This is a genomic window from Streptomyces sp. NBC_01241 (assembly GCF_041435435.1).
In the GTDB taxonomy this organism is placed as follows: domain Bacteria; phylum Actinomycetota; class Actinomycetes; order Streptomycetales; family Streptomycetaceae; genus Streptomyces.
The window spans coordinates 6,388,009-6,402,362 of record NZ_CP108494.1 but is presented as its reverse complement, the minus strand read 5'-3'; the positions used below and the strand labels follow the sequence as shown (position 1 = coordinate 6,402,362).

The 14,354-nt window shown below is 69.7% G+C and carries 14 protein-coding genes; 7 read left to right on the top strand and 7 right to left on the bottom strand.

The window, feature by feature from the left end; all coding sequences use genetic code 11:
• Nucleotides 1-4 precede the first annotated feature (4 nt).
• The 3 genes from dapF to miaA form a co-directional block, all read right to left on the bottom strand.
• Nucleotides 5-877 carry a diaminopimelate epimerase gene (gene dapF / locus OG306_RS28830; RefSeq protein WP_266749119.1) on the bottom strand — a complete coding sequence of 291 codons (873 nt, stop codon included), beginning with the start codon at nt 875-877 and terminating at the stop codon, nt 5-7.
• A 170-nt stretch (nt 878-1,047) separates the two neighbouring features.
• A complete protein-coding gene (locus OG306_RS28825; protein ID WP_266752512.1) occupies nt 1,048-1,485 on the bottom strand; it encodes a hypothetical protein in 438 nt (145 codons plus the stop codon).
• Nucleotides 1,486-1,592: 107 nt separating this feature from the next.
• On the bottom strand, nt 1,593-2,531 hold the full coding sequence (miaA, locus tag OG306_RS28820; RefSeq protein ID WP_266749117.1) for a tRNA (adenosine(37)-N6)-dimethylallyltransferase MiaA: 939 nt from the start codon (nt 2,529-2,531) through the stop codon (nt 1,593-1,595).
• Nucleotides 2,532-2,852: 321 nt separating this feature from the next.
• Between miaA and OG306_RS28815 the strand changes: the two genes are divergently transcribed.
• A complete protein-coding gene (locus tag OG306_RS28815; RefSeq protein WP_266749116.1) occupies nt 2,853-3,113 on the top strand; it encodes an antitoxin in 261 nt (86 codons plus the stop codon).
• 94 nt (nt 3,114-3,207) lie between these two features.
• Here OG306_RS28815 and OG306_RS28810 read toward each other — a convergent pair whose 3' ends face one another.
• Together OG306_RS28810 and miaB are read right to left on the bottom strand one after the other, a co-directional pair.
• Nucleotides 3,208-3,921: a class III extradiol dioxygenase subunit B-like domain-containing protein gene (locus OG306_RS28810; RefSeq protein ID WP_266749114.1), complete on the bottom strand. Its 714-nt coding sequence runs from the start codon at nt 3,919-3,921 to the stop codon at nt 3,208-3,210.
• A 110-nt stretch (nt 3,922-4,031) separates the two neighbouring features.
• Nucleotides 4,032-5,525 carry a tRNA (N6-isopentenyl adenosine(37)-C2)-methylthiotransferase MiaB gene (gene miaB, locus OG306_RS28805; protein WP_266752511.1) on the bottom strand — a complete coding sequence of 498 codons (1,494 nt, stop codon included), beginning with the start codon at nt 5,523-5,525 and terminating at the stop codon, nt 4,032-4,034.
• A gap of 181 nt (nt 5,526-5,706) precedes the next feature.
• Here miaB and OG306_RS28800 point away from each other — a divergent pair, with 181 nt between their 5' ends.
• The gene (locus OG306_RS28800) at nt 5,707-6,705 is read left to right on the top strand and encodes a TAXI family TRAP transporter solute-binding subunit (RefSeq protein WP_266749113.1); all 999 of its coding nucleotides are present in this window, start codon (nt 5,707-5,709) and stop codon (nt 6,703-6,705) included.
• A gap of 51 nt (nt 6,706-6,756) precedes the next feature.
• Here the strand turns inward: OG306_RS28800 and OG306_RS28795 are convergent, their stop codons facing one another.
• Together OG306_RS28795 and OG306_RS28790 are read right to left on the bottom strand one after the other, a co-directional pair.
• The gene (locus OG306_RS28795; protein WP_266749111.1) at nt 6,757-8,151 is read right to left on the bottom strand and encodes a sensor histidine kinase; all 1,395 of its coding nucleotides are present in this window, start codon (nt 8,149-8,151) and stop codon (nt 6,757-6,759) included.
• Nucleotides 8,152-8,166: 15 nt separating this feature from the next.
• On the bottom strand, nt 8,167-8,859 hold the full coding sequence (locus tag OG306_RS28790; RefSeq protein ID WP_266749109.1) for a response regulator transcription factor: 693 nt from the start codon (nt 8,857-8,859) through the stop codon (nt 8,167-8,169).
• Nucleotides 8,860-9,178: 319 nt separating this feature from the next.
• Between OG306_RS28790 and OG306_RS28785 the strand changes: the two genes are divergently transcribed.
• The 5 genes from OG306_RS28785 to OG306_RS28765 all read left to right on the top strand — a co-directional run bounded on the left by OG306_RS28785 (nt 9,179) and on the right by OG306_RS28765 (nt 14,351).
• On the top strand, nt 9,179-9,964 hold the full coding sequence (locus OG306_RS28785) for an amino acid ABC transporter ATP-binding protein (protein ID WP_266752509.1): 786 nt from the start codon (nt 9,179-9,181) through the stop codon (nt 9,962-9,964).
• Nucleotides 9,965-10,033: 69 nt separating this feature from the next.
• Entirely contained in the window at nt 10,034-10,879 is an 846-nt protein-coding gene (locus OG306_RS28780; RefSeq protein ID WP_266749108.1) for a glutamate ABC transporter substrate-binding protein, read from the top strand.
• A 75-nt stretch (nt 10,880-10,954) separates the two neighbouring features.
• Complete coding sequence (locus OG306_RS28775) at nt 10,955-11,620, top strand: amino acid ABC transporter permease (protein WP_266749107.1); 666 nt, start codon at nt 10,955-10,957, stop codon at nt 11,618-11,620.
• Nucleotides 11,617-12,528 (top strand): amino acid ABC transporter permease, encoded by a 912-nt coding sequence (locus OG306_RS28770; RefSeq protein WP_266749106.1) that lies wholly within the window; start codon nt 11,617-11,619, stop codon nt 12,526-12,528. Before OG306_RS28775 ends, OG306_RS28770 begins: the two co-directional genes overlap by 4 nt.
• Nucleotides 12,529-12,737: 209 nt before the next feature.
• Nucleotides 12,738-14,351, top strand: coding sequence for an FAD-dependent monooxygenase (locus OG306_RS28765; RefSeq protein WP_266749104.1), 1,614 nt, complete (start codon nt 12,738-12,740; stop codon nt 14,349-14,351).
• The last annotated feature ends 3 nt before the right edge of the window (nt 14,352-14,354 follow it).

Below are 14,354 nucleotides of genomic sequence, written 5' to 3'. Positions count from 1 at the left end.
TGCCTCAGCCGCTGAATGATTCGAGCCAGGCCGGCTCGATCACGCCCTCGGCGACGATCACGGCGGTGCCGGTCATCTCGATCTCGCCGTCGGGCCGCTCGGTGATCACGAGGGTGCCGCCGAGCAGATCGACCGTGTACGTGACCGGAGTGCCGGTCTCCGCGGGGTCGGCGCCGTCCCTGCGGGCCGCGGCGACGGCCACGGCGCAGGCGCCCGTCCCGCAGGAGCGGGTCTCGCCCGAGCCGCGCTCATGGACCCGCATGGCGACGTGGCCCGGTCCGCGGTCCACGACGAATTCGATGTTCACGCCGTCGGGGTAGACGGTCGCGGGGCTGTACGGCGGTACGGAGCGCAGATCACCGGCGTGCGCCAGGTCGTCGACGAAGGCGACGGCGTGCGGATTGCCCATGTTCACATTGCGGGCGGCCCAGCCGCGGCCGTCGACGCTGACCGTGACGCCGTCCTCGGGAAGCAGCGCACGCCCCATGGAGACCGTGATGTCGCCGCCCTTGGCGAGGTGCACCTTCTTCACACCGCCGCGGGTCGCGACGGCGAGGTCGCCCTCCTCGACGTGCCCGGCACGCTGCAGATAGCGGGCGAAGACCCGCACGCCGTTGCCGCACATCTCGGCGATCGAGCCGTCGGCATTGCGATAGTCCATGAACCACTCGGCCTCGTCCGCCATGGCCCGTGCCTCCGGGTGCGCGGCGGACCGTACGACATGCAGCAGCCCGTCCCCGCCGATACCCGCCCGGCGGTCGCACAGGCGGGCGACGACGGGCGCGGGCAGGTCGACGGCGTTGTCCGGGTCGGGAACGATCACAAAGTCGTTCTCGGTGCCGTGCCCCTTGAGGAAGGCGATCTGCGAGGTGCTCACAGGGCAACTGTACGAGGCAGCACCGACAGCCGACGAGACCGGGCTGTGGGGCGGGGCATGAGGGAGAGGCCGGACAACGGGGCACCGGACAGCGGCCGGGCGTCGCACCGGCGATGCGGTGGCATCGGTCGCCGGGACCGCAGCGTCGGTCGCCGGGACCGCGGCGTCCGTCAGCGGAGCCGGGCCACGCGCCAGATGGCCAGGGCGACCAGTGCGGCGCACACGGCGACGTACAGGGCGATCACGCGCCAGTCGGATCTCTCGCCCGAGCCCTTCTGCGACAGCCCGGGCCAGGTGTATCCCACACGGCGGGCGGCCATCATGCCCCAGCCCGCGGCGCAGCAGCTGATCAGCAGGCCCAGCATGGCGACGACCGCGCCGCCGTCGCCGAACTCGAACGCCAACGGGAACGCGAACATCAGCGATCCCACGGCGGCGAGCATGACGATCGGCGCGAGCTGCCAGATACGCAGACGCCGCGCGGGCCTGAGCTCGACCTCGACCTCGGGGGTCGTTTCGAGCTCATCGGGCCCGTCGGGGCTCAAGCTTCCTGCATCATGCAGCGCGTCCGGTGCGTCTTGTTCTGTGTCGCGAGGGCCGGCCTCCATCGCCACGCGCCCTCCCAACTCGGACTCCACTGGTCGATCGATGCTCGATGATGGCACGCTCCCGGTCGCCGAAATGACGGGCAGGGCCTCCCGATGCCATCACGTGATCAGGCTGTAACCGCTCGTTCGACCAACGCCAGCGCCTGGTGCGGAAGTTCCCCGCGATGCTCTTCGGCGCCATTGAGCCAGTGGACCCGCGGATCACGGCGAAACCATGAGTCCTGACGGCGCGCGAATCGCTTGGTGGCGCGAATGGTCTCAACGCGCGCCTCGTCCTCGGTGCGCTCCTGGGCCAGTGCGGCCAGCACCTGCTGGTAGCCGAGCGCCCTGGATGCGGTGCGCCCCTCGCGCAGACCGTGCGCCTCCAGGGCGCGCACCTCGTCCACGAGTCCGGCCGCCCACATCCGGTCGACTCTCAGGGCGATGCGTTCGTCGAGTTCGGGGCGGGCCACGTCGACGCCGATCTGGACGGTGTCGTACACCGCATCGTTACCGGGGAGGTTGGCGGTGAAGGGCTTGCCGGTGATCTCGATGACTTCGAGGGCCCTGACGATGCGGCGGCCGTTGCTCGGCAGGATGGCCCGGCCCGCTTCGGGGTCGGCGGCGGCGAGCCGGGCGTGCAGGGTCCCGGAGCCGCGCTCGACCAGTTCCTCCTCCAGCCTGGCCCTGACGCCGGGGTCCGTGCCGGGGAACTCCAGGGCGTCGATGGCGCCCTTCACATAGAGTCCGGAACCGCCGACCAGGACGGGGGTGCGGCCTGCGGCGAGCAGCCGGTCGATCTCCGCCCGGGCCAGCCGCTGGTACTCGGCGACACTGGCGGTCTCGGTGACGTCCCAGATGTCCAGCAGGTGATGCGGAACGTTTCCGCGCTCGGAGAGCGTCAGCTTCGCGGTGCCGATATCCATCCCCCGGTAGAGCTGCATGGAGTCGGCATTGACCACTTCGCCGTCGAGTTGCTGAGCAAGAAATACCCCCAGATCGGACTTTCCGGCTGCAGTGGGACCGACGACGGTGATGACCCGCGGTGCGGGAGCTGAACTTCTCACCGCCCCAGTCTCGCAAACCTCTGGGCCTCTTCCCGAATGAGTGACGTGACCGGCTGCGAACGGGGGCCGTTCGGCCTTCCCGCCCCGCCTCCGCCCCGCCTCCGCCCCGTCGCCACCCCACCTCCGCCTCGTCGCCGCTCCGCCTCCGCCCCGCCTCCGCTCCGAACGGCGCGGATCTTTGGCGATACCAGTAGAATTCGTAAGTGAATACGGGCGTTTTTTCACGGTTTGCCGTTCGCCCCCAGGGCTGCCCGACGAGGCGGCCGGCAGCGAGGCCGCAGGAGGACGCCCGCCCTAGTCCCCCAGCAGGGAAGGTGCCCGATGGGCTTCCTGGACAATTTGAAGGCGAAGCTGAGCCCCGCCAAGGAAAAGGTCGGCGACCTCGCGCATCAGCACGGGGACAAGATCGACCAGGGACTCGACAAGGCCGCACGGACGGTCGACCAAAAGACCAAGGGCAAGTACAGCGACAAGATCGAGTCCGGCACGAAGAAGGCCAAGGACGTAGTCGAGCGCCTGACCCACAAGCACGACGAGAGTGGCGCCAAGAACGACGAAGGCGGCACGCCGCCCGCCTCGTGACCACAAACCGAATCAAATCCGACGCACGGCCGTGTAGCGCTGACGCTGCACGGCCGTCGTCCGTATCCGCCCGGGTGCGAGTCCGGGCGGGCGGTCAGGACCAGGTGGCGACCAGGTAGCCCACGCCGTACGGGGCGTCCTCGTACAGCAGTTGTCCGCGCAGGCCCGCCCCCTCACCCGCGCCCGCGAGCACCTGCCAGGGTGCCCGGCCCGCCGCTTTCAGCTCGTACGCCAGCAATGCGTCGAGCGCGATCAGCGCGCCGGGGTCGGCGGTGCCCAGCGCGTGGGCGGCCGCCGCGTCGAACGCCTCGGCGCGGTCGTCCAGATAGCCGGGGGCCTTGACCGTGCGGCAGGCACTGCCGTCGCCCATCACCAGCAGCGCCACCCGTTCCGCCCTGGCGGCCAGGTCCTGCCCCGTACTCGTACAGCGGTCGGTTTCGAGCGGCTCCCCCACGCCGAGCCCTTCGACCGGCGCCTCGGCCCACCGTGCCCGGGCGAGCAGCCAGGCGCCGACGGCCAGGGACGGCGGAAGGGGCCGGTCCGACACGGTTCCGCGGTCGCGCCCGAGCCGCACGTCGAGATCGACTCCGAAGCCCTTGAAGGAGCCGGTGGCTCCCTCGCGGTGCGGTCCTCGGCCCGCGAGGTCCGCGGGCCCGATCACGAGCAGCAGGTCGGGCCGGGCCGCGGCGAGCACGCCGAGGGCGTCGGCGCAGGCGTCCCGCAGCGCGTCGAGCTCGGGGGCGGCACCGGCGGCGACGTCGGGTACCAGCAGGGGCGGGCAGGGGCAGACAGCGGCGGCGACAAGCATGGTGGGCAGCGTACTGGCTGGGCGCGACGGCGACGCGCCCGTCTCCCGCCGTCGCCCGTCCCGCGCCTCTGCGGTCCTTTCCCGCCGCCGCGTCCGTCCCCCCGTCGGTGTCAGTCGCAGCCGCAGCCGGGAGCCGTCGCGGCAGGCAGGGGCGCCGGGGCGCCGATACCGGGCAGGCCCAGCATCACTCCGGCCGGCTTGGCGGCCTCGGTGGCGGTGCGCTTCTCCCACGCGTCGCCCGCCCGGGTCCGCCGTACGCCCAGCGGGGCGCCCTCGGCGAGCAGGTGGTGCGGGGCGGCGTAGCTGATCTCGACGGTGACCACATCGCCGGGACGCACGTCCTCGTCCGGCTTGGTGAAGTGGACCAGGCGGTTGTCGGGGGCGCGGCCGGAGAGGCGGTGGGTGGCGCCGTCCTTGCGGCCCTCGCCCTCCGCGACCATGATCTCCAGCGTCCGGCCGACCTGCTTCTTGTTCTCCTCCCAGGAGATCTCCTCCTGGAGGGCGGACAGGCGCATGTACCGCTCCTGGACGACCTCCTTGGGGATCTGCCCCGCCATCTCGGCGGCCGGGGTTCCGGGGCGCTTGGAGTACTGGAAGGTGAAGGCGTTGGCGAAGCGCGCCTCGCGGACCGTGTGCATCGTCTGCTCGAAGTCCTCCTCGGTCTCGCCGGGGAAGCCCACGATGATGTCGGTGGAGATGGCGGCGTCCGGCATCGCGGCGCGCACTTTCTCGATGATGCCGAGGAAGCGCTCCTGCCGGTACGAACGCCGCATCGCCTTGAGGACGGTGTCCGAGCCCGACTGCAGCGGCATGTGCAGCTGAGGCATCACGTTGGGCGTCTCGGCCATGGCCGCGATCACGTCGTCCGTGAAGTCACGGGGGTGCGGCGAGGTGAAGCGGACCCGCTCCAGGCCCTCGATCCTCCCGCAGGCACGCAGCAGCTTGGAGAAGGCCTCGCGGTCGCCGATGTCGGCACCGTACGCGTTCACGTTCTGGCCGAGCAGGGTGATCTCCGAGACGCCCTCGGCGACCAGGGCCTCGATCTCGGCGAGGATGTCGCCGGTGCGGCGGTCCTTCTCCTTGCCGCGGAGCGCCGGGACGATGCAGAAGGTGCAGGTGTTGTTGCAGCCGACGGAGATGGAGACCCACGCCGCGTAGGCGGACTCGCGACGGGTGGGGAGCGTGGAGGGGAAGGCCTCCAGGGATTCGGCGATCTCGATCTGCGCCTCTTCCTGGATGCGGGCGCGCTCCAGCAGCACGGGCAGCTTGCCGATGTTGTGCGTACCGAAGACGACATCCACCCAGGGGGCCCGCTGGACGATGGTGTCGCGGTCCTTCTGTGCCAGGCAGCCGCCGACGGCGATCTGCATGCCGGGGCGCTTGGTCTTCATCGGGGCGAGCCGGCCGAGGTTGCCGTAGAGCTTGTTGTCGGCGTTCTCCCGGACCGCGCAGGTGTTGAAGACGACGACGTCGGCGTCGCCGTCGGAGCCCTCCGCGGCACGTACGTAACCCGCGTCCTCCAGTAGCCCGGACAGCCGCTCCGAGTCGTGGACGTTCATCTGGCACCCGTAGGTGCGCACCTCGTACGTTTTCAAACCGTCCACTACTCCACCAGCCACGTCGTTGCCGCTCACCCGTCCAGGGTAAGGGCTCCGGCCGGGCCGCGATGATGAACACCTCGGCGGCCGGGGGCACGGCCTCCTGGCCCCGGTACGGAGGCCGCGGCCCCGGACCGCCGGGGTCCTGCCCTGGTCATCGCCGGGACGGGCTGGCAGGATCGCCGCCATGCTCCAGGCACTGTCCCGTATCGGCCGGCTGCGCGCTCTGCAGGCGTGCGCCGCCCTCGTCGTCGTGCTCGGGCTGCTGCTGTGGTGGCTGCTCCCGCTCGGGGAACCCGCGCCGAGCGGGACTCTGACCTTCAGCACCGGCGTACGCAGCGGGGTCTACCAGCGCTACGGCGAGCGGCTGAAGGGGGACCTGGCCAAGGACCTGCCCCGGGTGTCGATACGGCTGCAGACCAGCGAGGGCTCGCAGCAGAACATCGCGCGGGTGGCGACCGGGAAGGCGGACTTCACCATCGCCACGGCCGATGCCCTCGCCACGTATCTGCGCGACGGCGGGCCCGGCGCGGACCGGTTGCGGGGCTGTGTGCGGCTGTACGACGACTACATACAACTGGTCGTGCCCCGGGACTCGAAGGTGCGGAAGGTCTCGGACCTGATCGGCCGGCGCGTCGGGGTGGGGCAGCCGGGTTCCGGCGTACGGCTGGTCGCCGACCGGCTGATGACGGCCGCCGGTCTCGATCCCACGAACGATGTGACACCGGTTCCCAACGGCATCGACACCATGCCCGAGGAGCTGGAGAACGGCCGGATCGATGCCTTCTTCTGGTCCGGCGGACTGCCCACTTCCGCAGTGCAGGAGTTGTCGGACCGGTTCGCGATCCGGCTGGTACCGCTGGAGGCCGCGCTGGTCAAGGAGCTACAGGCCGTGGGCGGGTCCGCCCGCTACTACCGGTCGGCCATGATGCCCGCCGACGCGTACCACGAGGCACAGCAGGGACAGGCGGTGCCGACGGTGGCGGTAGCCAATGTGCTGGTGACCACGGACCGTACGGATCCGGCGATGACCGAGGCGTTCACCCGGACCGTGATCGACAGCCGGGACCGGATCGGGCGCGAGGTGCACGCTGCCCAGTTGGTGGATCTGCGCACGGCGATCTTCACCGACCCGCTGCCGCTGCACGAGGGGGCCAAGCGCTACTACCGCTCGGTCAAGCCCTGATCCCCGCGCCGAGGCCCTGATCCCAGCGCCGTCGGTCGCTTCCCCGCCCGCTCAGCCCTGTGGGCCCCGGCGCGGCACCGACACCGTCACTCGCAGCCCGTGCGGCTCGTGGGCCGCATAGCCGATGGTGCCGCCGCACGCGGCCAGGAGGGCCTGGGAGATGGAGAGCCCGAGGCCGGAACCCTGCACGTTCTGATGCTGGGCGCTGCGCCAGAAACGGTCGCCGACGCGCTCCATTTCCTGTGCGGTGAGGCCCGGTCCCCGGTCGGCGACGACGACCGTGACGTCATCAGGACCGGCGGCGACCGTGACGAGGACCTCTTCGTCGGCCGGGGTGAACTTCAGAGCGTTGTCGATGATGGCGTCGAGGGCGCTCGACAGTGCGATGGGGTCCGCCCAGGCCGTCAGGGCGGACGAGCCGTCCGCCCTGAGCCGGACTCCCTTCTCCTCGGCGACCGGCCGCCACGACGCGACGCGTTCCGCGGTGAGCGCGCCTATGTCCGTGAGCTGCAGGTCGGCCGCGGCGTGTTCGGCCAGCGCCAGGTCGAGCAGGTCGTCCAGAACCTGGCCGAGGCGCTTGCCCTCCGTGCGCACGGAGGCGATCTCCTCGTTGCCCTCGGGGAGTTCGAGCGCGAGGAGCTCGATCCGCAGCAGCAGCGCGGCGAGGGGGTTGCGCAGCTGATGCGAGGCGTCGGCGACGAAGGCGCGCTGCTGCTCCAGCACATCCTCGACGTTGTCGGCCATCTCGTTGAACGAACGGGCCAGGCGCCTGAGTTCCGGAGGCCCCCCGGAGGCCACGACTCGGGACCTCATCCGGCCGCTGGCTATGTCATGGGTGGCCGCGTCGAGGGTCCGTACGGGCAGCAGCACCCAGCCGGTGAGCCGGATCGCCGCGCCGACCGCCACCAGCATCGCGCCCGCTTCGCCGGCCGCGATGAGCAACCAGCCGCGCAGCGTACGCGCACGCATTTCGTCGGTGGGCGAGTCGATGACCACGACGGCGACGACATCGCCGTCCCGTACGACGGGTGAGGCGACGACGATCCTGCCGCGCTGCCAGGGCCAGACCTGCGGCGGATCGTGGCTGCGCCGCCCCAGGAGCGCCTCCTTGAAGGCCTCTCTCCCCTCCCCCTCGATCGGGAGCTGCCAGGTGGCCGGGGCCTTCGCCATGGCGCTGTTGTCGCGGTAGAAGACACCGGCGCGGATGCCGTACACCGATGCGTACGTCTCGAGTTCGCTGCGCAGGGTGCGGCGCCGCTCTTCGTGACCGGGGGTCCGCTCGGCGATGAACTGGGCGAGCGCGGCGAAGCGTGCCGTGTCATCGATGCGGTCGATGACGACGCTCTGCTGCCGGGCGGCGGCGACGCTGACGGCCAGCGGGAAGCCGAGGGCGAGCAGCACGCTCGCCATGAGAATGATGAGCAGGGGAAGCAGCCGGGTGCGCACCTGGGACGTACGCCTCTACGCGGACGGGGCGACGAGGCGGTAGCCGACCCCGCGCACCGTCTCGATCAGTGCGGGCAGCCGCAGTTTGGAACGCAGGGACGCGACATGCACTTCGAGCGTGCGCCCCGTCCCCTCCCAGCTCGTGCGCCACACCTCGCTGATGATCTGCTCCCGGCGGAAGACCACACCGGGGCGCTGCGCGAGCAGCGCGAGCAGATCGAACTCCTTACGGGTGAGCTGGACTTCGCAGCCGTCGATGCTGACCCGGCGGGTGGGCAGCTCGAGGTGGACGTGCCCGAGGCGCAGAGCGGCGGCGGGCGTGGGCACGGTGTCCTCGCCGGCCGATTTGCGGCGGCTGACGGCGTGGATCCGGGCGAGGAGCTCGCCGGTGTCGTACGGCTTGACCACGTAGTCGTCGGCCCCGAGGTTGAGGCCGTGGATCCGCGACCGGACATCGGCGCGCGCGGTCACCATGATCACCGGGGTCGCCGTGCGCTTGCGGATCTTCCCGCACACCTCGTAGCCGTCCTGGTCGGGCAGCCCCAGGTCGAGGAGCACGACGCCGAAGGGCTCCGTGTCCGTGGGCAGCAGGGCCCGCAGCGCTTCCTCGCCGCTGCGGGCGTGCACCACCTGGAAGCCGTGCCGGGCAAGGATCGCGGACAGGGCGGCCGCGACGTGGTTGTCGTCCTCGACGAGCAACAGTCTCATGACCCCCCTTTCCGAAGGTGCGACGTCGGTGCGGTTTCTCGTACGCCCTTCGTCACTTCCCCGTTCCGAGGTGTTTCACGTCATGGCGTACCAGGGCATCCACTCCGATGACGGGTACGTCAGTCAAGGGCCCGCCCCTTGCATGGAGCCATCTGTTATCCACCCGGTACGCCCCGGGTACCTCACCTGCCGCCCCCTTCACACGGAGTGTCCGGTTGCAGCCGGATCGTTATCCTCAATTTCCGCTCAGATGTAATGACGCTGGTCGCACCGCGTCACTAGGGTCCTTCCCAACCGAGGAGGACGGAGCATGAAGCCGATGAGCGGAGTTTCAGTGACCAAGGGCGCCGAGGACGCCGCACCCGCGGCGAACGACCTTGTCGTACTGAGCAACGTCAACAAGCACTTCGGCGCGCTGCATGTGCTCCAGGACATCGACCTGACGATCGCCCGTGGCGAGGTCGTGGTCGTCATCGGGCCCTCCGGGTCCGGGAAGTCCACGCTGTGCCGCACGATCAACCGCTTGGAGACGATCGACTCGGGCGCCATATCGATCGACGGCAAGCCGCTGCCCCAGGAGGGCCGGGAGCTGGCCAAGCTGCGTGCCGATGTCGGCATGGTCTTCCAGTCGTTCAATCTCTTCGCGCACAAGACGGTGCTCGAAAACGTGATGCTGGGCCAGCTCAAGGTCCGCAAGACGGACAAGAAGGCTGCCGAGGACAAGGCCCGTTCGCTGCTGGACCGGGTGGGTGTGGCGACGCAGGCCGACAAGTACCCCGCCCAGCTCTCCGGTGGTCAGCAGCAACGCGTGGCCATCGCCCGCGCGTTGGCGATGGACCCCAAGGTGATCCTCTTCGACGAGCCGACCTCCGCGCTCGACCCGGAGATGATCAATGAGGTCCTGGAGGTCATGCAGCAGCTCGCCCGGGACGGCATGACGATGGTCGTCGTCACCCATGAGATGGGCTTCGCGCGCTCGGCGGCGAACCGGGTCGTCTTCATGGCGGACGGAAAGATCGTCGAAGAGGCCACGCCCGACCAGTTCTTCAGTAACCCGCGCAGTGACCGGGCCAAGGACTTCCTGTCGAAGATCCTTCACCACTGACTGATCCTTCACCGCCGGTTTCCGGACCGGCCGATCTCTCACATCGCGTCAATTCTAGGGAATTTCACCATGCAGCTTCGTAAGGTCACCGCCGCCTCGGCCGCCGTGCTCGCCCTCGCCCTGACCGCCACCGCCTGTGGTTCCGACAACAAGGACAGCGGCTCGAGCGGTTCGGGCGGCGGCAAGAAGATCTCGATCGGCATCAAGATCGACCAGCCCGGTATCGGCCTCAAGACGCCGGACGGCAAGTACACCGGTTTCGACGTCGATGTCGCCACGTACGTCGCCAAGGAACTCGGCTACGACGCCAAGGACATCGTCTTCAAGGAGACCAAGAGCGCCGACCGCGAGACGGCGATCGAGCGCGGTGACGTGAAGTTCATCGCCGCCTCCTACTCGATCAACGACGAGCGGCTGCAGAAGGTCGACTTCGCGGGCCCGTACCTGCTGGCGCACCAGGACATCCTCGTCCGCGCCGACGACGACTCGATCAAGTCGCCGGAGGACCTGAACAAGAAGAAGCTGTGTTCGGTCACCGGCTCGACTTCGGCGCAGAACGTCCATGACAAGCTGGCTCCGAAGGCCGATCTTCAGGAGCTCGGCGGCTATTCGGAGTGCCTGACCGGCCTGGAGAACAAGGTCGTCGACGCGCTGACCACTGACGACTCCATCCTCGCCGGCTTCGCGTCGCAGCAGCAGTTCCAGGGCAAGTTCAAGCTGGCCGGCTTCAAGATGAGCAACGAGAACTACGGCATCGGCCTGAAGAAAGGCGACGCCGACCTCAAGAAGAAGATCAACGACGCGCTCACCAAGATGGTCTCGGACGGTTCCTGGGACAAGGCCGTGAAGGACAACTTCGGTCCGGCGAACTACAAGAACGAGCAGGCCCCGAAGATCGGCAACATCGTCAAGTGAAGCAGGGCTGACCCGGCGCGCCGTCCGTGAACGGCGGCGCGCCATGCCCTCCTACACGCGGAAGCGCGGGAGATCGTGTTCGACTTTCTTGAAGGTTATGACCTGTTGGGGGCCTTCTGGGTGACGGTGCAGCTCACCGTCTACTCGGCCCTCGGCTCCCTCATATGGGGAACGCTGCTGGCCGGCATGAAGGTCAGCCCGGTCCCCCTGATGCGCGGCTTCGCTACCGCGTACGTGAATGTGGTCCGGAACATTCCGCTGACCGTGATCATCGTCTTCTCGTCGCTGGGTCTCTTCCAGACCCTGAGCATCAGCCTCGGTGCCAGCGATTTCAAGACCATCAACTTCCGGCTCGCGGTAGTCGCCCTGATCGCCTACACCGCCGCCTTCGTGTGCGAGGCCGTGCGCTCCGGGATCAACACCGTGCCCGTGGGCCAGGCCGAGGCAGCGCGTGCCCTCGGGCTGAGCTTTACCCAGGTGCTGCGGCTGATCGTCCTCCCGCAGGCGTTCCGCGCGGTCGTCAACCCGCTGTCCAACGTGCTGATCGCGCTGACGAAGAACACCACGGTCGCTTCCGCGATCGGGGTCGCCGAAGCCTCGTACCTGATGAAGGAAATGATCGAGACCAAGGCCCAGTTGATGCTCATCTCCGCGGTCTTCGCGTTCGGCTTCATCGTTCTGACCCTCCCGACCGGCCTGATCCTCGGCTGGGTGAGCAAGAAGGTGGCGGTGAAGCGATGACTTCCGTCCTCTACGACGCCCAGGGGCCGCGCGCCAAGCAGCGCAACATCCTGTACACGGTGCTGTTCGTGCTGGGTGCCGCAGCCGTGGTGTGGTGGGTGTACGACGGCCTCGCCGCCAAGCACCAGCTGGACTGGATCAAGTGGAAGCCCTTCTTCACCAGCTCCCAGCCCTGGGAGACATACATCTGGCCGGGCCTTCAGAACACGCTCAAGGCGGCCTTCTTCGCCCTGCTCATCGCCCTCCCGCTCGGTGCCCTGTTCGGGATCGGCAGGCTCTCGGACCATCGGTGGATGCGGGCTCCGGCCGGCGTGGTCGTGGAGTTCTTCCGCGCCATCCCGGTACTGATCCTGATGATCACCGCGAATGCGGTGTACTCCGAATACACGAACATCAGCAGCGACTCGCGGCCGCTGTACGCCGTGGTGACGGGCCTGGTCCTCTACAACGCCTCGGTGCTCGCCGAGATCGTGCGGGCCGGCATCCACTCCCTGCCGCAGGGCCAGACCGACGCGGCCAAGGCGATCGGGATGCGCAAGGGCCAGACCATGGTGTTCGTGCTGCTGCCGCAGGCGGTGACGGCCATGCTGCCGGCGATCGTCAGCCAACTGGTCGTCATCGTGAAGGACACCGCACTCGGTGGCGCCATGATGACCTTCCCCGAGCTGCTGTCCTCGGTCCGTCCGATGAGCGCGAACTACGGCGCGAACACCATTGCGTGCTTCACGATCGTCGCCGTGATCTACGTCGCCGTGAACTTCGCACTCACATCGTTCGCGAGCTGGCTGGAGCGGTGGCTCCGGCGTACGAAGAAGGGCACGGGTGCAGTGGTCGGTGCCGGGCCCGGGGGCGGTCTGGAGACCATCGGTGCTCCGGCGCTCGTCGTCGATGACGGACGCGCCGTCTGACGGCTCGTCGATCTGCGTCCCCGAGGGGCGGTGGCACATCCGCCACCGCCCCTCGCCGCGTTCCGGGGTCGCTTGACGCAAGCACCGGCAGTAGGTTGCATACGTTCTGTGATCGCGCACCGAGCCCCCGCCGCCACATCTCCTCCGCCCCCTAAGCCCGTTTCGCTCCCTTCGCCTGCATTGCCTGCACGCATTCGAGGAGCCTCGTCGTGGATCCGGTGATCGTCGTCGGCGCCGGGCCCGTCGGCCTGACGCTGTCGCTCGCTCTCGCGGCGCAGGGCGTCCCCTCCGTCCTTCTCGACGAGGATCCGGCCAGGGACGAGACGCGTCCGGCCCGTACGGTGGTGCTGCGCGAGGACACCGCGGCCCTGGTGGAACGGCTCGGCTGCAAGGCGCTGCGGCACGAGGGCATCCGGTGGTCCGGCTGGCGGTCCATGCGGCGCAAGCAGGTGGTGCGTGAGCTGGCGCTCGGCGTGGACTCCCCCGACGGCGATCCGCTGCCTGCCCCGATTCATCTGCCGCAGCACGTCCTCACGCGCGGGCTGCGGGACGCGGTGGCCGCTCAGGAACTGGTGCAGGTGGCCCCGTACAGCCGGATCGACACGCTGGAGCAGGACCCGGCCGGGGTCACGGTGCACACCAGGAAGCCGAACCCGACCTGGTGGCGCGGGAGTTACCTGGTGGGCTGCGACGGCGCCAGGTCCACCGTACGCAAGCTCCTCGACATCCGTTTCCCCGGGCGTACGGCGGTGGAGCGGCATGCCGTCGCGGCGCTGCGCACCGAGCTCCCCTGGCCGGGACAGGCCGTACTGCACCGGCTGCCCCCGTGGCGGACCGGCGGCGCCGAGGTGACCGCACGGCCGCTGCCGGACGGCGCCTGGCGACTGGACTGGCTGCTGCCGCCGCGCGGCGAGCTCGTCACGCCGGACGCCCTGATCGCCCGGATCCGGGACACCCTGGCGGGCTGGTGCGGCGAGACACCGCCGTACGAACTGCTGGACACGGGTGTGTACACGCTGCACCACCGGCTCGCCCTGCGCTGGCGGGCCGACCGGGCCTTCCTGGCCGGGGACGCCGCCCATCTGCTGGGCGCGCTCGGCACCCAGGGACTCGACGAGGGGCTGCGGGACGCCGAGAACCTGGCCTGGAAGCTTGCCCAGGCCTGGCACCACGGCGCCTCCGACGTACTGCTCGACAGCTACCAGGCCGAGCGCCGGGCCGCGGTCGCCGCACGGCTGCGCGCCGCGGACCAGTCGCTGCCGATACTGCGTGGCGGCGGAGGTCTGCGGACCCTGGTCCCGGGGAGCGCACGGGGGCACGACTCGCTGCTCACCGACGGACATCTGGGCTGTGGCCCCCTCGGTGCGCCCCCGTCGTACTCGCACTCGCCCCTTGCGCCCCCACGCGCCGAGGCGCACACCTCTGTGAGTACGCCCCCCGGTGCGCCGGTCACCGATGTGCGGGTGACGGCTCCGGACGGCACCACCGTGCGGCTGCGCGAGCGGCTGGGTCAGGGACACCTGCTGGTGGTCCTGGTGGCCCCCGGTACGGGGGTGTGGGACCGGCGTCACTGGATGAGCGCCGGCGTCATGCCGCGGCTGGTCGCCGCTGTCGACGCGTTGCCGGTGAAGGGTGAGCTGCTGGTGGCCGAGAGCTATCCGGGGGCGTCGGCCCACACCGTGCTGCTGATCAGGCCGGACGGTCATCTCGTGGCGTCGTTCGGCGGGGTACGACCGCGGGAGCTCTTCGCGGCGGCGGACGCGGTGCGGGGCGGGGCGGCGCGCACCTCCGTACGCTCCGACCGGACTGCGGGCATCAATTGACCG